Origin of the sequence: Tenacibaculum tangerinum, from assembly GCF_029853675.1 — a bacterium.
GTDB classification, from domain to species: Bacteria; Bacteroidota; Bacteroidia; order Flavobacteriales; family Flavobacteriaceae; genus Polaribacter; species Polaribacter tangerinum_A.
This window is the reverse complement of record NZ_CP122539.1, coordinates 2,194,370-2,213,903: the sequence shown is the minus strand read 5'-3', so window position 1 is coordinate 2,213,903 and position 19,534 is coordinate 2,194,370. Positions and strand designations below refer to the sequence as shown.

General features: G+C 30.8%; 18 protein-coding genes and 2 pseudogenes. 11 read left to right on the top strand and 9 right to left on the bottom strand.

Features of this window, described 5'->3' with window-relative positions; translation table 11 throughout:
• The first annotated feature begins 21 nt into the window (after positions 1 to 21).
• From P8625_RS09755 to P8625_RS09740, 4 genes and pseudogenes are all read left to right on the top strand, one after another.
• Entirely contained in the window at positions 22 to 888 is an 867-nt protein-coding gene (locus tag P8625_RS09755) for a YicC/YloC family endoribonuclease (protein ID WP_279650275.1), read from the top strand.
• A 1-nt stretch (position 889) separates the two neighbouring features.
• Positions 890 to 1,498, top strand: a complete 609-nt coding sequence (gmk, locus tag P8625_RS09750) for a guanylate kinase (protein ID WP_279650274.1) — start codon at positions 890 to 892, stop codon at positions 1,496 to 1,498.
• A 15-nt stretch (positions 1,499 to 1,513) separates the two neighbouring features.
• Positions 1,514 to 2,098 (top strand): nicotinate (nicotinamide) nucleotide adenylyltransferase, encoded by a 585-nt coding sequence (gene nadD / locus P8625_RS09745; protein ID WP_279650273.1) that lies wholly within the window; start codon positions 1,514 to 1,516, stop codon positions 2,096 to 2,098.
• Between the two features lie 123 nt (positions 2,099 to 2,221).
• A pseudogene (locus P8625_RS09740) lies at positions 2,222 to 2,524 on the top strand (IS1595 family transposase); the annotation flags it as partial.
• Positions 2,525 to 2,652: 128 nt separating this feature from the next.
• Here P8625_RS09740 and P8625_RS09735 read toward each other — a convergent pair.
• The 5 genes from P8625_RS09735 to P8625_RS09715 all read right to left on the bottom strand — a co-directional run bounded on the left by P8625_RS09735 (position 2,653) and on the right by P8625_RS09715 (position 7,758).
• Positions 2,653 to 5,451, bottom strand: coding sequence for an alpha/beta fold hydrolase (locus tag P8625_RS09735; protein WP_279650272.1), 2,799 nt, complete (start codon positions 5,449 to 5,451; stop codon positions 2,653 to 2,655).
• A gap of 79 nt (positions 5,452 to 5,530) precedes the next feature.
• Complete coding sequence (locus P8625_RS09730) at positions 5,531 to 6,106, bottom strand: DUF6252 family protein (RefSeq protein ID WP_279650271.1); 576 nt, start codon at positions 6,104 to 6,106, stop codon at positions 5,531 to 5,533.
• Between the two features lie 13 nt (positions 6,107 to 6,119).
• A complete protein-coding gene (locus tag P8625_RS09725) occupies positions 6,120 to 6,704 on the bottom strand; it encodes a hypothetical protein (protein ID WP_279650270.1) in 585 nt (194 codons plus the stop codon).
• Between the two features lie 13 nt (positions 6,705 to 6,717).
• A complete protein-coding gene (locus P8625_RS09720) occupies positions 6,718 to 7,317 on the bottom strand; it encodes a DUF6252 family protein (protein ID WP_279650269.1) in 600 nt (199 codons plus the stop codon).
• Between the two features lie 39 nt (positions 7,318 to 7,356).
• Entirely contained in the window at positions 7,357 to 7,758 is a 402-nt protein-coding gene (locus P8625_RS09715) for a hypothetical protein (protein WP_279650268.1), read from the bottom strand.
• Between the two features lie 233 nt (positions 7,759 to 7,991).
• Here P8625_RS09715 and P8625_RS09710 point away from each other — a divergent pair, with 233 nt between their 5' ends.
• The 7 genes and pseudogenes from P8625_RS09710 (at position 7,992) to P8625_RS09680 (ending at position 16,421) form a co-directional block, all read left to right on the top strand.
• Positions 7,992 to 9,158 (top strand): helix-turn-helix domain-containing protein, encoded by a 1,167-nt coding sequence (locus P8625_RS09710; protein ID WP_279650267.1) that lies wholly within the window; start codon positions 7,992 to 7,994, stop codon positions 9,156 to 9,158.
• A gap of 93 nt (positions 9,159 to 9,251) precedes the next feature.
• Positions 9,252 to 9,473 (top strand): annotated as a pseudogene (locus P8625_RS09705) (nicotinate-nicotinamide nucleotide adenylyltransferase); the annotation flags it as partial.
• 66 nt (positions 9,474 to 9,539) lie between these two features.
• A complete protein-coding gene (locus tag P8625_RS09700) occupies positions 9,540 to 10,382 on the top strand; it encodes a hypothetical protein (RefSeq protein WP_279650266.1) in 843 nt (280 codons plus the stop codon).
• Positions 10,383 to 10,530: 148 nt separating this feature from the next.
• Positions 10,531 to 11,394 (top strand): M23 family metallopeptidase, encoded by an 864-nt coding sequence (locus P8625_RS09695; protein WP_279650265.1) that lies wholly within the window; start codon positions 10,531 to 10,533, stop codon positions 11,392 to 11,394.
• A 15-nt stretch (positions 11,395 to 11,409) separates the two neighbouring features.
• Positions 11,410 to 12,906 (top strand): GH3 auxin-responsive promoter family protein, encoded by a 1,497-nt coding sequence (locus P8625_RS09690; protein WP_279650264.1) that lies wholly within the window; start codon positions 11,410 to 11,412, stop codon positions 12,904 to 12,906.
• A 362-nt stretch (positions 12,907 to 13,268) separates the two neighbouring features.
• Complete coding sequence (locus tag P8625_RS09685; RefSeq protein ID WP_279650263.1) at positions 13,269 to 15,860, top strand: fibronectin type III domain-containing protein; 2,592 nt, start codon at positions 13,269 to 13,271, stop codon at positions 15,858 to 15,860.
• Between the two features lie 3 nt (positions 15,861 to 15,863).
• Complete coding sequence (locus tag P8625_RS09680) at positions 15,864 to 16,421, top strand: MOSC domain-containing protein (protein WP_279650262.1); 558 nt, start codon at positions 15,864 to 15,866, stop codon at positions 16,419 to 16,421.
• 3 nt (positions 16,422 to 16,424) lie between these two features.
• Here the strand turns inward: P8625_RS09680 and P8625_RS09675 are convergent, their stop codons facing one another.
• From P8625_RS09675 to P8625_RS09660, 4 genes are all read right to left on the bottom strand, one after another.
• Positions 16,425 to 17,987: a S41 family peptidase gene (locus P8625_RS09675; protein ID WP_279650261.1), complete on the bottom strand. Its 1,563-nt coding sequence runs from the start codon at positions 17,985 to 17,987 to the stop codon at positions 16,425 to 16,427.
• Positions 17,974 to 18,405, bottom strand: coding sequence for a deoxycytidylate deaminase (locus P8625_RS09670; RefSeq protein ID WP_279652940.1), 432 nt, complete (start codon positions 18,403 to 18,405; stop codon positions 17,974 to 17,976). The genes P8625_RS09675 and P8625_RS09670 overlap by 14 nt, the downstream gene beginning before the upstream one ends.
• A 64-nt stretch (positions 18,406 to 18,469) precedes the next feature.
• A complete protein-coding gene (locus tag P8625_RS09665; protein WP_279650260.1) occupies positions 18,470 to 19,051 on the bottom strand; it encodes a HupE/UreJ family protein in 582 nt (193 codons plus the stop codon).
• An 8-nt stretch (positions 19,052 to 19,059) separates the two neighbouring features.
• Positions 19,060 to 19,521 (bottom strand): Lrp/AsnC ligand binding domain-containing protein, encoded by a 462-nt coding sequence (locus P8625_RS09660; RefSeq protein WP_279650259.1) that lies wholly within the window; start codon positions 19,519 to 19,521, stop codon positions 19,060 to 19,062.
• Positions 19,522 to 19,534: the final 13 nt, after the last annotated feature.

Below are 19,534 nucleotides of genomic sequence, written 5' to 3'. Positions count from 1 at the left end.
GCAAATTATTAAATTGAAGTTATGATACAGTCTATGACGGGATACGGGAAATCTGTATTGCATTTGCCCTCTAAAAAAATAACCATCGAGGTTAAATCTTTAAATAGCAAAAATTTAGATTTGAACACAAGAATTCCTTCTTACTATAGAGAAAAGGAGTTAGATGTTCGAAAAAAACTAGCAAGTAGCTTAGTAAGAGGGAAAGTAGATTTTTCTATTTATGTAGAAATGACTGCCGACGAAACTTCAACTACGGTAAATACGGGTGTGGTACGAGAGTACATGCAACAATTAAGAAACGTAACACAAGTAGGAGCTTCTGACGATGTTGAGTTACTAAAAATGGCAGTTAGAATGCCCGATGCATTAAAAACTGAACGTGAAGAGTTAGATGAAGAAGAATGGAAGCATATCGATATTCATATAAACGAAGCACTGAAAGAAATTATTCAATACAGAATAGACGAAGCAAAATCGTTAGAAGAAGACTTTAAAACTAGAATACGAAATATTCAATCAGCTTTAGAAGAAATCAAAGAATTAGATGGCGATAGAATTGAGCATGTGAAAGAACGTTTACAAAAAGCTTTAACTGATTTAAAAGTTGAAGTTGATGAAAACCGTTTCGAACAAGAATTGATTTACTATTTAGAAAAATTAGATATTAACGAAGAAAAGGTACGTTTGGCAAATCACTTAGAATATTTCTTAGAGCAGCTAGCAAGCGAAGACTCGAATGGAAAAAAACTAGGGTTTATCGTACAAGAAATAGGAAGAGAGATTAACACCACAGGTTCGAAAGCTAATTTTGCTCCCATGCAAAAATTAGTCATTCAAATGAAAGACGAGTTAGAGAAAATAAAAGAGCAAATTTTAAACGTTTTATAAAATGGCTAAAGAAGAATTTAAAGGAAGGTTATTTGTGTTTTCAGCACCATCAGGTTCAGGAAAAACTACAATTGTACGCCATTTGTTGGCACAAAAACGTTTCAATTTGGCGTTTTCTATTTCTGCAACTAATAGAGATCCTAGAGGAGAAGAAAAAGACGGAATAGATTATTATTTTATCTCATTAAAAGACTTCAAACAAAAAATAAAAAACCAAGAGTTTTTAGAGTGGGAAGAAGTGTATCGCGATAACTTTTATGGAACATTAAAAACAGAAGTTGAACGTATTTGGGCACAGGGAAAACACGTGATTTTTGATATCGATGTTTCAGGAGGCTTACGTATCAAAAGAAAATTTCCTGAAGAAACCTTAGCTGTTTTTGTGAAGCCACCAAGTATCGATGAACTCAAGATTCGTTTAAAGAAAAGAAGTACCGAAAGCGAAGATAAAATAAACATGCGTATCGCAAAAGCCTCAGCCGAACTTGCCAATGCACCACAATTTGATAAAATTATTAAAAACTACGATTTAGAAATTGCACTGCAAGAAGCAGAAGATTTGGTAGATGATTTTTTAGGGTTAGTAAAAGTAACTTCAGAAGAAGAATAGTATTTTTAAAATCGTATGAAAAATATCGGATTATACTTCGGAACATTTAATCCAATTCATATTGGGCATTTAATTATTGCCAACCATTTGGTTGAAAACTCAGATTTAGATGAAATCTGGATGGTGGTAACCCCACACAACCCCTTTAAAAAGAAAAGCTCGTTATTAGATAATCACCATCGCTTAGAAATGGTGTATTTGGCGACCCAAGAATATGAAAAAATTAGGCCTTCAGATATCGAATTTAAACTACCACAACCTAATTATACCATCAATACTTTAGCTCATATTTCAGAAAAATATCCAGACTATAACTTTAGTCTAATCATGGGAGAAGATAATTTGAAGAGTTTGCACAAGTGGAAAAATTACGAGGCTATTTTAGAAGATTACAATATTTACGTATACCCCAGAATTTCAGAAGGAACTGCAGAAAATCAGTTTAAAAACCATCAAAAAATTCATAAAGTGGTGGCGCCTATCATACAAATATCTTCAACAATGATTCGCAAAGCAATTAAAGAAGAAAAAAACTGCAAACCATTATTGTCTTATCAAGTTTGGAAATATATTGATGAGATGAATTTTTACAAAAAATAAAAAAGCAATTAAACTTTTTTAAAATTTTAAGGTCAAAGTAATTGATTAACTTTAAAATTTATTGAATATCTGTGATACATAATATTTTATAAAAAAGTATTATAATGTAGTAAAAATTAACAGATGATTATTTTGTGTTTCACAGCGAATTTTGAAGATGAACAAGCTTTTATAGCTGATTTTAAATCAGAAAGAGATAAGCAAGGAGTTGTATGTAAATGTGGTCATACAGAGCATTATTTGATTAAAAGCAGGTTAAGATACGAGAGTAAGAAATGTCGAAAGCGTATAAACTTAAAGAGAGGTGCAATTATGCAAGACTCTAACCTTCCTTTTTTTTGTTTGGTATAAGACCATATTTTTACTCACAGCTACCAAAAAAAAGGGTTTTCTTCTAAAGAGATTCAAAAGCAATTAGTTTTAAAATGATATGAGCCTGTATGGGAAATGGTTGATAAGTTACAGAGATGTCCATGTTGCCAGTTTTCGGACATAAAAAATAAAAGCAAGTTTTAAAATGAAAACCTGCTTTTAAACTATTCAAAATAATATTCTTATTCAAAAACTGGAGTTAAAACATTACCTCCTCCACCTGTGCCGCCTCCTTCATAGACTACGTTAAACTGTCTAGTATACCAATTAGAGCATCCACATATGTTTTTTAATCGTAACCCAATATTAATATTTCCAGTATAGTATGGCTTTATATTAGCTATTCGTTTATTTTCAGCGTATCTTATTTCACTATTAGGTATACTCCAATCATAATCAAATGTATATAAATCTTTTTCATATTCAGGAATTAAAAACTGCCCAGAAGCTTCTAATCTAGACCATTGTTGCGAAAAAATTTGGGTATTTCCCACTAATCTAAAAGAGGCGAATTGCTCTAAAGGTTTTCCTACCCATATTCCTTTATCATCAATAACAGTATTTCCACCTTCTCTTTTAGCTGATATCCAGCCTAAGCCATTTGTAGAACTATCTATAGGAGTGACCGTTATACTCTTGTTAGTTTGAGAAGAAATAATTAAATTATTACTTACCGACCATTGGGTTGTACTTTGACATGAAGATATAGCGTCTATGGTAAATGTTTTATATTCAGAATAGCATATCGTATTTTCTCCTTGAATTGTAAAAGGTCTTATGTAAACTGGTGGATTTTGAGGGTTGCCCATAATTTCTTCAGTTAACCAGTTTACGTTTTCATTAGTAAGAAAAATATGCTCTTCATTATTTTGAGGAGCGAAATAGCCATCAAAAGGAGTTTCACCAGTACAAACTCTATTTTTATCTGCAAGATATTCATCTAATGTAGAACTACCTGTATAAGCTAATGCACTTTTAGTCGGAATGAAACTATGTGTTGGGTCAAATATAGTTGACCTTGTGGTTAACGTATGTACCCACCTGATACCCCAAGCAGACCAATAGGAATCACTATTTGATTCTTTTGCTAAAATTTTATGGGCTCCAAAGTGTCCACCAGGTGCAATATCATAACTGCCTTTTGAAGAAGGAGATGAGTATGTGTGTCTTCCCTTTATTATTGTAATTTTCCAAAAAAGAAAACTTATATAGAAACCATCATTACTAAAAGTAAGAAACTTTTGGCTTCCACTTTTAATATTTGTACTATGGTAGAAATCTGAGTGTAATAAATTAAAGTGAAATAGTCCAAATAGTATCGGTATTTTAGTGTCGATATCCAGATAATTGCCTGATGAAACTCCATTTAGTTGCCCATATATACTTCCATTAAGTAAGGCTACTTTCCTTAAATTTTGTGGCATTCCTATGTTATCTAAAGCATTTTGAAAGCGGTTTCTAAAATTTGGAGCTCCAACAGGTAAACTAGTATTATTCGTATAGTGGTTTACAAGCATTTGTTTAGGAGCAGGTTTGTTTAGCTCTTCATTTATAAACTCTTTAGCTCCTTCGTTGTCTAGTACTTCTGCAAAATATTGTATGCCTTTTTGTACACCAATAGGTATATTAGCCCCTTGGTGTGGACTGTCAAAACTTACCCATAAGCGAGTGTTATGATTCCATTTTGTATTATCTCCAGTTTCAGCTAATTTCTTTTCCATAAAAGCTAATGCATAGCGAGAAATTAATCCGCCCATACTTGGACCAATAACTACAGCCTTCTCATTACCTTGTTGAATACTTTTTATATGACGTATTAAACTTATAAAAGTATAAGCATTACGCTCAATATAATCACTACCTCCATCAATAGTTTTATTACCTCTATTGTATACTGGGTGATTTACAATTATTACATCAAAACCTTTATGATTTAAAGAATCTATCAAATTGATATTGTTTCCATACTTCATTAAATCTATAATGCTTTTATCTTCATTAGGATTAAAGTTAATATAATCTTGTGCATCGATTTTTCTAGAATCATTAGGGTCATAACCATCAATAATATATAAAGGTTTATTAACTACTTCATCATTATTTTGTGTATCATAATAAATTCGATACTCATTTAGACCTCTGTATACTTGATTTTCATCATATCCTTGGAACAGTAAATCGTCATCTGAATCAATAGTTAATAAATTAGAAGAACTGTCTCTCTGAGCGTAAGTAACAGGTTTTATTATATTTACAGTGCCATAAGTCGTTTTTGATGTATTATCACTATATGTAACCACAAAACGAAGTGTCTGTAAACCAGTGTTTTGATACGTTGTTGAAAAATTTGTAGTTCTTAAATTATAGTTGCTTATCAATGAAAACGAAGAGTTATTTGTGTATAAAATTAAATTTTTTATAGGTTTTCCCTGTTTGTATAATTTAAACAAATTATCAGTAGTAAATGTAATAGAGTGCCCTGATGCTTTAGTCACCAGTGGAGCTATAATAGTGGTCTGTTTTTTTATAAAAGGAATTTTACCTGCAATATTACTAAACAACCCAGTACTAGAATTATAACTTACTGTAGCGTTTTGTTCTGTTGTGCCAAAATTACATTCATGAAACGCTGTATTTATTATTCCGATTGGTACAACATTAGAAGTATATTTCTTAGCCTTCAGTTGATTTTTAAATATGTCAACTGATGGGAAATTTTTAGTATAAGACGCTCTATATAATTCACTCCAAGCTTGTTTAAAATGAGATACATTAGAAGTGTCTTTTCTTAAATTTTGGTTAAAGGTTTGGATTTCAGCCATTGAAAAAACTCTATCTATTAATATATTTGATGTAATAGTAGTTTTGTTAAGATTTTTAAACCTTTCGTCTATTTCTGTTGTGAAATTTCCATTGGTTAATTGCGCTTGTGCTATCAACGAAATTAAAAATATAAATAAAAAAAGTATGTTTTTTTTCATAACTTTGTATGTGTTAAATTTTAATAAAGTGTTTTAGAGTTTAATATTATAGACGGTTGTTAGAGGCAACTGTCTTTTTTTATAATTCAATCCAATTTACATCGAAACGTCCTTCTGTTATTTCGATAACGTCATTAGTATCATTTTCATTAGCAACAGTTAATTGAAATGTTCCCGCTACTATATGGTTATTAGCATCAAAATATGTAACAGTAATAGATCCAGAATTTAAATTGGAAAAATATCTTTTACTACCATTTGCATTATCAAAAGTTCTTACCCAGCAATGAGGGAAGTCAGGTTCGAAAGTAGAAGTGCCTTGACCATTACTCACTCCAAAAGAATAAGTCCCTGTAGATGTTAAGTTGTTTACATATAAGTAAATACGATCTCTATTACTATCTTTTAAATTAGCTGCATCTATTACAAAATTATTATTCTGAAAATAGTAAACATTAATTCCTTTTGGTTGAGGTACACCTATACCATCTTTTGGAATAATTACTTTACCGTTAACAACACACCCAAAAGTATTAGCTCCAGTTTGTGTTATCGGAGGTAATTGGTCTTGTTCAATGGAATCATCATTATTTGAGCAATTAAAAAATATAATTACTGCAAATAATAAAACTGTTTTTAAAATGTTTGTTTTCATATGGTTTCGGTTTTTAATTATTTACTGTATTTAAATTAAAATCGAATCTACCATTAGTTAAAGTAATTGATTCATTAGTATTGTCTTTGTTTACTATGTTTAGGTTATCAAAATTACCAGACACTATGTTATTTACTGAATCAAATCGACTGATATTAATACTTCCAGTTGTAGTTTTTGATAAGTATATTTTATCTATATCATTATTATTTTCACGAACCCATAAATAAGAATAGTTTGGAGTGAAGTTATTTGCTGTATATTCAGCATTGTTAAGTTCAAAGCTTCCAGTACTATTAATACCATTTATATATATGTATACACGATTACCATTATCATCTGCTAAATTTCCAGCATCTATAGTCAAGATGTTATTTTGATAGTATACTTTTAAACCTCTTGGTATAGGACCTGGGGGGTAATTTATAGCATCTTTAGGTACTAAAACCTCTCCATTTATAACACACCCAAAAGTGTTAGCTCCAGTTTGTGTTATCGGAGGTAATTGGTCTTGTTCAATAGAATCATCATTATTTGAGCAATTAAAAAATATAATTACTGCAAATAATAAAACTGTTTTTAAAATTTTTATTTTCATATGGTTTCGGTTTTTAATTATTTACTGTATTTAAATTAAAATCGAATCTACCATTAGTTACTTCTATAGTTTCTCTGGGGTTATTTTCATCAAAAGCAGTTAATTGAAATGTACCTGAAATTATGTTATTTACAGAGTCAAATTTAGTAATAGTCACTATCCCAGAATTTGTATTGCTTAGGTATTTTTGTCCATTTACTGCTATGCTAAAAGGTTTAATCCAACAGTGAGGATAGGTAGGTTCAAAAGTTGAAATACTTTCACCATTACTTAATCCAAATGAATATGTTCCTGTGGAAGTTAGATTATTTATATATATATAAATATTTGGTTTATTTTCTCCTCTAAAATTACCAGCATAAATGACAAAATTATTATTTGAGTGATAATTAACACTCAATCCTCTTCTTGCAGAACTTTGTGGTCCGCCTAAACTTGGTAATGCATCTTTTGGAATAAGTACTTTACCGTTAACAACACACCCAAAAGTGTTAGCTCCAGTTTGTGTTATCGGAGGTAATTGGTCTTGTTCAATGGAATCATCATTATTTGAGCAATTAAAAAATAGAATTACTGCAAATAATAAAACTGTTTTCAAAATTTTTATTTTCATGTTTTTGGGTTTTTAAGTTATTTTATTTTTTAGATAAAATTAATCATTAAACAATTGTAATAATTTATCTCTTTCTTTTTTCCTTTTTTTAGAAGAAGTCCAAAAAGGTATAGAAATTCCACCATAAACAGCTCCACCAACCATAAATGTAGCTCCAAAAACTTCTGATAATCCATCATCTTGGCTGTATAAAGCACCACCTAGCAATATTCCGCTAACAGCAATTGAACTTAATACTATTGCTACTGTTTTGTTTGTTTTTCGTTTTTTTTCAAGAATTAATATTTCATTTAAATCTTTTTGAATATTGAGATTATTTAAATTAAGTTCATTAGTTTTTACATTTAAAGCATTTAGTTTATAAATTTGCCTTTTAGATAAACTTTGAGAGTTAATAGAATAACTAAATAAGAGTAAAATACATGTTATTACCGTTTTCATTGTAATGAGAATAAATTATTTATTGCTAAATAACTAAAGAAAAAGGTGCTGTACAATTACTGTATTTTGCTATTTATAAATTACTGCTTGATATTTATAAATATCAAGTGTATATTAAAAACTTATTAGATTAAATAAAGCGCTGACATTTATAATGTTGTTGCTTTTATTCATATTAGTAATATAAAATAGCTACTTTTACTTTTTTTAGTATTAAAAATGACCTTTAAAAATTGAGTGTAGAAGATTTTTTTAATTTATTCTTGCTAATTAGTGCAATACATGGCTTTGTTTTTTGTTTTGCCTTGTACTTTTCAAGAGGAGGTAGGAATAAAGTATTAATTTTTATTAATTTGTTAGCTTTAGCTATATCATTAAATAATTTCCAATCTTGGGTGGTGGTTAAAGATTTTTTTAGAGGTAATGTTTTTATACAGTATTTTCAAGTTCCTTGGCATTTTTGGATTGCTCCTTTTTTTTACTTGTTTCTTAATCAATATTTAAATGTAGCAAAAAAGAGTTTTAATATTTTGAAAATCATTTTATTTACTTTTTGTGCTTTTTTAGTAATACGATTTGGATTTTATATTTATAGCGAAAAAATTAATAGTGATGTTATATATTTTTTTAGAAAGTATGTCGTTATTGAGGAAATTATTAGTAGTGTATTTTCACTAACTATTTTTATTTATTCTTATAAGATATATAAAGAATCAAATACATTATCAAATATTACCACGTATGATAATTTGAATTGGATTCGTATATTTTTCAGATTAGGTCTATTGTCTTATGTGTTTTGGTTTGTACCTTTACTTATAACTCTTTATTTAGGATTTGAGGTATTTATGCCTTCTTATTACCCTTTAAGAGTTTTTACAACTATTCTCATATATTGGTTAGGTTATCAATCAATTCTACAACTAAAAATATTAAAAGAAAGAGAATATTTACGAAAATATAATGCTTTATATGTTAATCAAAAAACCACATCTTATAATCAAAATAATATTGATAAAAAAGTAATCAATATTCCTAATGATGTTGTGGACAATATTTTACGAAGCCTAGAAAAATTTGAAAAAGAGAAACAGTACTCTTCTCAAAATGTTACTTTAAATAACTTAGCTAATCAATTAAATACCAATACAGCTTATTTGTCAAAAGTAATTAATCACTATAAAGAATTGTCTTTTAATAATTACATTAATAATTTGAGAATAAATAATATAACAGAACAATTAGAAACAAATTCAATTATTAGAAAGTTTACAATTAAAGCTATTGCTTTAGAGGCTGGTTACAAAAGTGCTGATTCTTTTTCTAAAGCGTTCTTCAAATTAAAAGGTGTTAATCCTTCTGATTTCATAAAGAAAATGGAAAAGTTAAAAACTGATTAAAATTTATTGAATCCCCATAATACGTCATACTTTACAAGAAAGTAGTATCATCTAGTAAGAATCAACAGATGACTATTTTCAGTTTCATAGCGAATTTTAGAAGATTACAATATTTACGTATATCCCAGGATTTCAGAAGGAACTGTAGAAAATCAGTTTAAAAACCATCAAAAAATTCACAAAGTGGCGGCGCCTATCATACAAATATCTTCAACGATGATTCGCAAGGCAATTAAAGAAGAAAAAAACTGCAAACCATTATTGTCTTATCAAGTTTGGAAGTATATTGATGAGATGAATTTTTACAAAAAATAAAAAAGCAATTAAACTTTTTTAAAATTTTAAGGTCAAAGTAATTGATTAACTTTAAAATTAAAAATCATGACTTTAAAATTTGTAAAAGAAAGCATCTATATTCTTTCACTTCTAAGTTTTTTGGTAGTAACATCTTGTCAATCTGATGAAACAGAAAAAGTATCTAACTCTGAATTGACAACTGAAGAAGCATTAGAAGCTGTATTAGAAAATGATATTTCATCAGGCATTGAAAGTGTTATTGAAGACGATGTTGTACTAGAGGAGCTTTCTGTAAAAGGAACTGTCGCAAAAAACAACCACCCTGAATGTTTAACTAGAACTATTGAAGAAACAGCAGGAAGTAAAAAAGTGACGTTAGATTTTGGTACTGCTTGTACTGGAAAGAAAGGACATGTTTTTGCTGGTAAAATTAGTATTGAATATACCAGAGTAGAAGGAGGATTTTTAAAAACAGTTACCTTTGAAAATTTTTCAGTAGATGGAAACGCTGTAGTAGGTACCATCGTAGTATCTAAGGTGAGAGAGAATATAGACGGACACCCAGAAAGAACCTATTCAATAGATCTTTCAATAACGTTAAAAACAGGAGAAACGATTACTAAAAAAGGAGAGAAAATTAAAGAAATGATTGAAGGTTATGATACACACGATAGAGGAGATGATGTGTTTTTAATCTCAGGTTTTTGGAAATCAGTAAACAAAGCAGGCAAAGAAGTGAACGTAACGATAACTACCGATTTAAGAAGAGAATATGCCTGCAAATACATAGTAAGCGGAGTAGTTGAAGTAACTAGAGGAGAGCGTAGTTATACGATTGATTTTGGAGATGGTTCTTGTGATAGCAACGCAACAATAACCGATGCTGCTGGCAACACTAAAGAAATAATACTAAAAGATAGATACTAAATATACAGAAGAATTCATAACAATAAAAAAGCCAGTAATTAGCTGGTTTTTTTTATTGTTATGTTTTGTAAGTGAACTTTTAAGCTTTTCTTAAGAAAAGAATTGAAACTTTTTCGTTGTATATTTGAAACCCAAACAAGTATAAAACGTGGCAAACAATAACAAAAGGCGAAAGCTCAAACAAAAACTTACCGATAAATATCGCTTGGTAATTATAAATGAAGATACCTTTCAAGAGCGGTTTTCTTTAAAGTTATCACGACTCAATGTTTTTGTATTTGGTGGAGTGTTTTCGATACTTCTCATTGTGCTTACTACATTGCTCATAGCATTTACAGGAATTCGAGAATACATACCAGGATATTCTTCAACAGCATTAAAAAAGAAAGCAACACGACTTACCTACGAATCAGACTCTTTAAAAAATCGTTTAGCTATTATCGAAAACTATACAAAAGCGTTAAAACCCGTTTTAACAGGAGAGATAGAACCAGAAAAAATCGACTCTATTACCAGTGAAATGAAAACCATTGCTTTTGATGAACAAAAGTTACAAGCATCAAAAGAAGATTCATTATTCAGAGAAAAAATTGAGAGCAAAGACCTTTTCCCCTTATATGAAGGAGGAAAAAATAACATTAAAAACGTGTTTTTTTCACCATTAACAGGAACCATTTCTCAACCATTTGATGCAGACGATAAACATTATGCGATTGATATTGTGGCAAAAACAGGAACACCAGTAAAAACAGTCGCAGACGGAACCGTAATTTTAGCCGAATGGACAGCAGAAACAGGATATGTAATAATGATACAACACCCTAACAAATTCTTATCAGTTTATAAGCACAATGGTACGCTACTAAAACAACAAGGAGATGTTGTAAAATCAGGAGAAGCAATAGCAAGTGTAGGCTCTACAGGAGAATTAACTACCGGGCCACATTTACACTTTGAGCTGTGGAATAACGGATTTCCAGTAAACCCAACAAACTATATAGATTTTCAGTAAACAGGTAAAAAGAACATGAGTGTAAAATCAATACTAGCCATTCCATTTGCGAAAATTGTTCGTAAACAAGTATACAAATGGGCAAACAACCCACACAAAACTCAAGAAAAAGTATTTCAATATTTGGTTGCTGAAGGATGTAAAACAGTGTTTGGAAAAGAACACGATTTTATATCGATTAATAATTACGAAGACTTTAAAAATCGAGTTCCAATAAACGATTACGAAGGGTTGCGCCCGTATATTGATAGAGTGGTAGCAGGAGAAGAAAATGTGTTGTGGAAAGGAAAACCCTTGTATTTTGCCAAAACCTCAGGAACCACCTCAGGAGCAAAATACATCCCTATCAGTAAAGAATCGATGCCAACACATATCAAAGCAGCCCGCAATGCATTGTTGTTTTATATTACCGAAACCAACGATGCCAGCTTTGTTGATGGAAAGATGATTTTTTTACAAGGAAGTCCTGTTTTAGAAGATAAAAACGGCATGAAATTAGGACGTTTAAGCGGTATTGCCGCCCACTATGTTCCAAATTACCTATTAAAAAATCGTTTGCCTAGCTGGGAAACCAATTGTATTGAAGATTGGGATACGAAAGTAGATAAGATAGTTGAAGAAACCTTACCAGAAAATATGACGGTAATTAGTGGAATACCGTCTTGGGTACAAATGTATTTTGAACGACTCATAGAAAAAACAGGAAAAACCGTTTCTGAACTCTTTCCTAACTTCAACTTTTTTGTTTACGGAGGCGTAAACTTCGAGCCCTACAAAAACAAGTTTGAAGCATTGATAGGAAAAAAAATAGACTACGTAGAGTTGTATCCAGCATCTGAAGGATTCATAGCCTATCAAGACTCACAAACCGAAAAAGGAATGTTGCTGCAATTAAACTCAGGAATGTTTTATGAATTCATTCCAGCCAACGAGTTTTTTGAAGATAATCCTACACGAATCTCCTTAAAAGATGTTCAGTTAGGTGTAAACTATGTAATTATTTTAAATACTTCCGCAGGTTTATGGGGCTATAATATAGGCGATACGGTAGAGTTTACCTCTTTACAACCTTATAGAATAAAAGTAACAGGACGCATCAAGCACTTTATTTCTGCTTTTGGAGAGCATGTAATCGGGAAAGAAGTTGAAAAAGCATTGAATGATGCTATTAAAGGAACAGATATTCGTGTGAGTGAGTTTACTGTAGCGCCACAAGTAAATCCAGAAAGCGGATTGCCGTATCACGAGTGGTTTATTGAGTTTGAAAACGAACCTGAAAATACAGAAGAACTTGCGACTAAAATTGATGCCTCTATGCAAACGCAAAACATATATTACTTCGATTTAATTGAAGGAAAAATTTTGCGCCCACTCATCATCAGAAAAGTAAAAAAAGGAGGCTTCCATGAGTATATGAAATCCATCGGTAAGTTTGGAGGACAAAATAAAATTCCGCAACTATCAGACAATCGAAAAATAGCGGAGGTATTGCAAGGTTTTTTGATTAAGTAATAATTAAATGAAAATTGTTTAGGTTTCCAAAAAAATATAAAACAATTATTAGTAAGTTATTTATTGTTGATAATTATAGAAGTTTTACCTACTCTTATTTCCATAATTGAAGCCATTTTAATATAGTATATAACAGGAGAAACATATCATGAAGGTAATTGTGGAACGGCTGCATTTTTTTGATGTTTATTTTTTTCAATACCATTTTCTCATTGCTCTATGTTACTAATTAACGTGAGTTATGTTTATAAAAAAATAGTTTGAATTAGTTTTAAAGAATTCAAAGTAGCTAATAATTATTAAAATATTCATTTAGAAGAAATTGTTTTATAAAATAATTATCTTTGCGAGAAAAACAACTAATGAAAAACTACTTATATCTTTTAGCTTTTTTAGTATTTCTTGTATCATGTTCAAATCACGATTCTCCAGTTCCTACGAATCCATCACCACCTAATGTTTCTATTAAACTAAATAAAAGCTTAATTCAAAAAGGGCCATATATTCAAGGGTCAACAATTTCATTGCAAGAGTTGAATGATGATTTAACACTTAGTGGTTACGTTTATAATACAGAAACAATAGATGATTTCGGGTCTTTTGACGTAAACGCTGAGGTACAAAGCGATAAAATAGATATTTCAGCAACTGGATTTTATTTTAATGAAGTTACAGGAAAGTTATCAGAAGCCCAATTAACCCTTCGAACTTTTGTTGTTTTAGACAATGATGAAAAAATAAATATAAATATACTTTCTACTTTGGCTCGTCAACGTATAAAATACTTAATGATTAATGAAGATAAATCATTTTCAGAAGCTAAGGAACAAGGAGAAAAAGAAGTTTTGTTAGCTTTAAATATACCAGAGCCTTTTCACAAAGATATAGATTTTAATAAGTTAGATATTAGCCAAGCAGGAGATGGAAATGCGATACTTTTAGCTATTTCAGTAATTATTCAAGGAGATAACTCAGTTGCAAAATTAGGAGAATTTGTGTCGAAATTAGCTCAAGATTTAGAAACTGATGGCACGTTAGATAATGAATCTTTAATTGATGAAATAAAAACGAATAGTGTAAATTTAAACTTAGAGGAGGTAGCAAAGAATATTACAAAAAGATTTGATGAGTTAAAAATAGATTATTCACTACCTCCTTTCGAAAGGTTTATAGATTCTGATGGAGATGGTTCATTAAATGCTTATGATGTGATGGTAATCAGTCCTAAAGAAGAGATTATAGAGACTAAACCTGAGTTTATATGGACTGCTAGTGAAGTTGATGGCACAAAATATCATTTTCAGTTATCTAACAAAGAAGATTTTTCAAATTTGTTAATGGATGTAAATGACTTAACTACTACAAAGATTGTTTCCTCTGTAGTATTGTTAGACGATACAAAGTATTATTGGCGAGTTAGGTATTTAGATGAAAACAATCAACAAAGTGAATGGAATATAGCAACTTTTAACATTAATTTAGAAAATATAAATGTAGTTGCTCCTATTGTCGGAGAAGTAGTAATTAAATCTCCTCAATTAGAGTGGACGACTCCTTCGACCTCAAATCATGTTGAGTATGAAGTGCAAGTGTCAGATAATTCAGGCTTTAATAATATACTTTTTGAAAAAAGTGGTCATACTCATGCAACAATTACACCTTCAATAAACTACTTAAATAATACCACTTATTATTGGAGAGTTCGTCCTGTAGATGTTAATAATGTAGTTGGTAATTGGGTTGAGGGTTCATATCTTTTTAAATTAGAAGATGTAAGCTTAGCTTTTCCATCTAACGGAGAAGAGGTAGTAAAGATTCCTACGTTGGAATGGGAAGCTCCTAAGGTTATGAAAAATGTGAAATATTATATTGAGGTGGCAATTGATTCATCTTTTAATACAATTTTATTTACCCAAGAAAATTATACTGATTTTTCAATTACTCCAATATTTAATGTAACTAATAATACTATATATTATTGGAGAGTAAAAATTTTTAATGAAGAAGGAGTTGAAGGAGAATGGTTTAGTGCTTCATTTCAATATAAATTAAATGTTCCAGTGTTCTTAGAAACAAAATATAATGACTCTGTATTATACGGATTTGTATTAGATTATGATAAATCACATAACTCTAACTATGAAGCAGATGGAGTAAAGCTTCAAATTCAAATTTCAGATAACACGAGCTTTAATACTATAATTAAAGACCTAGATAATTTAGATTTACAAGAAGAATATAATGTTTGGAATGCTGTAAATGATGGTTATGGTTCCTATCATGTTAGAGTAAGGCATATTTCTCAAGAAGGAATAACATCTGAATGGAGTAATTATTTCCATTTGTTTAGTGTTACTGAAGTTAAAATTATTTTAACTGAAAATAATACCTCTTTAAAACCAACAGTAAAATGGTCACATGAAGGAAATGCCCCAGCTAGTTTTAAATATAAAATTCAATTTTTTAGTGATGTAGGGTTAACGAATTTAGTAGAAGAGGCTGAGCAAGATGTTGCTGTAGATACTGCAACTTCTTTTCCAGAGTATAGGACAACCAATATATTAGACTATACCATAACAAATTATTATAAAATATCTTTAGTAGACACATCGGACAATATTATTACTTCTGAAAGTTCAAGTATTAATGTTGAACCTCCTCATGTTTTAACATGGTCGTATTCTAGTAATACTTTTACTGTTGAATATACTAATTTATATAATAGCCCATATAAATATGATTTACAGTTAGCTTCGGACAATACATTTACAGATATTTTGTTTGAAAGCTCTGGAGAATTAGATAGTAGTAATAATGCCTTTTTTAATGTAACACATACTAATAATTTAACCCCAGGAAGAACTTACTATTGGAGAGTAAGACTCTATGAATTTGATATTTCTGGTGGTTGGGGATATAAAGGTACTTCAGAGTATTTCGAATTTATTTATTAAAACATGAAAATAGTAGCGACGAATATCGGAGAAAGAAAGAAAATCGATTGGAAAGGTAAAACGATTACCACGGGTATTTTTAAATTTCCTGTCGAAAATCCTATTTTTTTAGATTTAGAAAAAGTAAAAGAAGATACTATTTGCGATAGAAAACACCATGGAGGAACAGACCAAGCGGTATATGGTTATTCGGCAAAACACTATGCGTATTGGAAAGAATTATATCCAGATTTAGATTGGCAGTTCGGAATGTTTGGCGAAAATTTAACTGTTGACGATTTAGATGAACGTCAATTGCATGTAGGGGATACCTTTAAAATAGGCGAAGTTATTATTGAGGTAACCAAACCACGCGAACCCTGCAGAACATTGGGCGTGCGCTTTAACGATATGAAAATCGTAAAACAATTTTGGCAACAAAATTATCCGGGAGTGTATTTTAAAGTACTACAAACAGGGTTGGTAAAAGCAGGAGATGCATTAGAACAACTAAAAAGCTGTCCGCAAAATCCAACCATTGTTAAGGTATATCAAGAAAAAAGAGTTCAACAAGAGAAGTAGCTTTTACTTAGCTTCTAACTCAAACACTTTTTGTAGCATTTTATCGTCTTTTTGATCTACTTTATACAAGCCTTCATCACTAAAAAGTTCACGAGCAATAAGTATCTTTAAATTGTTTCGAAGTTGATTTTTTGTTTTTTCAGCAAGTCTATACTCTTTTAACTCAGCTAAAAATTGATTAGAAACCTCCTTATTTTTATCAAAGTTATTCATGAAATCTTCAATAGTTAAAGCAGCTAGCTTTTTACGATTGTCATCTACATACGAAAAAGCAAAATCATTTAAAGGGCGGAAGAAAATTGTAGGAATGTATGCTGTGGTATCTACGGCGACAAAATAATCAGGAATAATTCCACCACCACCATATACTATTTTGCCTTTTGGGGTTGTATATTTAAGGCTGTCAACAATTTTAATACTATCTTTTGTAAATAATTCACCATTTTCTAATCGAGTCTCAAAATCGTGATTGTATTCTTCGGCATCAGCTTCTTTTTTGTAAGGTTTTTGAATAGAACGCCCTGTAGGGGTATAATATCTGGCAGTGGTTAATCGTACTGCCGAGCCATCTCCTAAATCCATTTCTTGCTGTACCAACCCTTTACCAAAAGAACGGCGACCGATGATAATTCCTTTATCGTTGTCTTGCAAAGCACCCGCTACAATTTCAGAAGCAGAAGCAGAGTTTTCATCAATTAAAACATACAAACCACCGTGTTCAAAATCTCCTTTTTCGGTAGCGAAAGACTCTACGATTTCTCCTTTGTTATTTTTAGTAAAAACGATGAGCTTGTCATCTTCTAAAAATTCATCTACAATACTATTGGCAATATCAATATAGCCACCACCATTTCCACGAAGATCCAACACCAAATCGGTCATTCCTTTGGTAAGTAGCTTCTGTAAAGAAGATTTGAATTCAACGTAGGTATTGCGTGCAAAACGATCTAATTTTATATAGCCGATGCTATCATTCAGCATATAGGCAACATCTACACTTTTAATATTTACCTTGCCTCGGTTAATGGTAATATCAAAAATACTATCGTTAGTTTTTCTGTAAACTTGTAAATCAACTTTCGTGTTGGGTCTTCCTTTTAAAGCTTTCATTATTTGAGAAGTTTGCAACTTCTTTCCGTACAGAGTATCTTTATCTGCAAGTAAAATTCTGTCACCTGCTTTAATACCCGCTTCAATACTTGGTCCACCTTTAATAGGTTGTATGACGGTAATGGTGTCGCCAATCATACGAAACTGAACCCCAATACCTACAAAATTACCCTGCATATTTTCGGTAACCAATTGTAGGTTTTCTTTCGGAATGTATACAGAGTGCGGATCTAACTTATCGAGCATCTCGGCAATAGCACCATCTAATAATTCATCGGTATTTACATCATCAACATAATCACTTTGAATATAGTCGATTAAGCGTTTTATTTTTCGTTCACTTGCCGAATTTTTTCCAATAAGATTGTTTGAGTTTCCATTGCTAAAAAAGGTTCCGATAAGAATACCGAAAATTACGGCAATCGCTAAATATATAGGTAAATTATTCTTGTTCATAAGGTAAATACGTCAATTCAACACCTGCTTTTTCTAAAAAATCTAACCCAGAACGGTCTTTGTATGCGTTGGCGTATACCACCCGTTTAATACCTGCTTGGTGTATGAGTTTACTACATTGTTGGCAAGGAGAAAGGGTTATGTATAAGGTAGCACCTTTACACGCTTGTGTTGAAGAAGCTACTTTTAAAATGGCATTCGCTTCGGCATGCAATACATACCATTTGGTATATCCCTCTTCATCTTCACAATAATTTTCAAAGCCAGAGGGTGTGCCGTTATAACCATCAGAAATAATCATGCGATCTTTAACAATTAAAGCACCTACTTTTTTACGAATACAGTGTGAAAGTTGCGCCCATTCATTTGCCATTTTTAAATAAGCAACGTCATATTTTAATTGTTTTTTTTTCAAAATTTTTAATGTGGTTTTTTCTAGACAGGCTAAGGTAATTAGATTTCGTTTAGTTAGTTGTTAATTTTTACCAAAAAACACGGTCAATCATCATTTGTAAAGAAAAACCTATTACGATAGACGACATGATTAAAATCCAATCACGACGATTTACGTTAAAAATTGATTGTACCAAGGCACCGAGTAACAAAATACCTAGCACAATAATAATTTGTGCTGCTTCTACACCCAACGCAAACTCAACCAAAGGTAAAAACTTATCAGAAGTTTTTCCAATCATCATTTTAAAGTAGTTCGAAAAACCCAATCCGTGAATTAATCCGAAGAAAAGCGCAAAAAATAAATTCTGATTTTCTTTTCCTACCGATGCTTTTTTAGCGGTTAACACATTCATTAATCCCGTAATAAAAATGGTTAGCGGGATTAAAAACTCGATTAAATCTGCCCGTACATTTAAAATCCCGTAGGCAGAAAGCGCTAGGGTTATCGAATGTCCAATAGTAAATAAGGTAATGAGCCATAAAACTTTTGTCCACTGTTTAAATTGGTATACAACGGTTAGTACAATTAAGAATAAAATATGGTCGTAGGCTTTAAAATCTAGCACATGAAACAAGCCCATTTTAAAGTAGAAGATAAAATCGTTCATTCGGGGTTTTAAATTTTAATTTGTCGATCTATTTGCTGGTCTAAAGATATAAAAGTTTCGGTTCTTGAAACTCCTTTTATGGTTTGAATATCTCTATTTAACAAATGCATTAAGTCTTCGTTGTTTTTACATAAAATTTTAATAAAAATAGCATAGTTACCTGTGGTGTAATGACTTTCTACAATCTCAGGAATTTCTTTTAACCGTTTAATTGCAGAAGAATATAGGCTTGAAGAATCTAAAAAGACCCCAACAAAAGCGGTGGTAGTATATCCTAAAGCTTTCGGGTTTAAAATCATTTTATACCCATCAATTAAATCCGATTCATCCAATTTTCGCAATCGTTGATGAATGGCAGCTCCAGATATTCCCACTTCTCTAGCAATACTTAAAATGGGTGTACGAGCATCTTTTACAAGGCGTTTGATAATAATTTTATCAATTCCGTCAATTTTTAACTTTCTAACCATAACACAAAAATAA

Coding starts and splice junctions, on each gene's coding strand:
- P8625_RS09755 (WP_279650275.1), top strand. CDS start 22: ATGATACAGTCTATGACGGGATACGGGAAATCTGTATTGCATTTGCCC.
- gmk (WP_279650274.1), top strand. CDS start 890: ATGGCTAAAGAAGAATTTAAAGGAAGGTTATTTGTGTTTTCAGCACCA.
- nadD (WP_279650273.1), top strand. CDS start 1,514: ATGAAAAATATCGGATTATACTTCGGAACATTTAATCCAATTCATATT.
- P8625_RS09735 (WP_279650272.1), bottom strand. CDS start 5,451: ATGAAAAAAAACATACTTTTTTTATTTATATTTTTAATTTCGTTGATA.
- P8625_RS09730 (WP_279650271.1), bottom strand. CDS start 6,106: ATGAAAACAAACATTTTAAAAACAGTTTTATTATTTGCAGTAATTATA.
- P8625_RS09725 (WP_279650270.1), bottom strand. CDS start 6,704: ATGAAAATAAAAATTTTAAAAACAGTTTTATTATTTGCAGTAATTATA.
- P8625_RS09720 (WP_279650269.1), bottom strand. CDS start 7,317: ATGAAAATAAAAATTTTGAAAACAGTTTTATTATTTGCAGTAATTCTA.
- P8625_RS09715 (WP_279650268.1), bottom strand. CDS start 7,758: ATGAAAACGGTAATAACATGTATTTTACTCTTATTTAGTTATTCTATT.
- P8625_RS09700 (WP_279650266.1), top strand. CDS start 9,540: ATGACTTTAAAATTTGTAAAAGAAAGCATCTATATTCTTTCACTTCTA.
- P8625_RS09690 (WP_279650264.1), top strand. CDS start 11,410: ATGAGTGTAAAATCAATACTAGCCATTCCATTTGCGAAAATTGTTCGT.
- P8625_RS09685 (WP_279650263.1), top strand. CDS start 13,269: ATGAAAAACTACTTATATCTTTTAGCTTTTTTAGTATTTCTTGTATCA.
- P8625_RS09680 (WP_279650262.1), top strand. CDS start 15,864: ATGAAAATAGTAGCGACGAATATCGGAGAAAGAAAGAAAATCGATTGG.
- P8625_RS09675 (WP_279650261.1), bottom strand. CDS start 17,987: ATGAACAAGAATAATTTACCTATATATTTAGCGATTGCCGTAATTTTC.
- P8625_RS09665 (WP_279650260.1), bottom strand. CDS start 19,051: ATGAACGATTTTATCTTCTACTTTAAAATGGGCTTGTTTCATGTGCTA.
- P8625_RS09660 (WP_279650259.1), bottom strand. CDS start 19,521: ATGGTTAGAAAGTTAAAAATTGACGGAATTGATAAAATTATTATCAAA.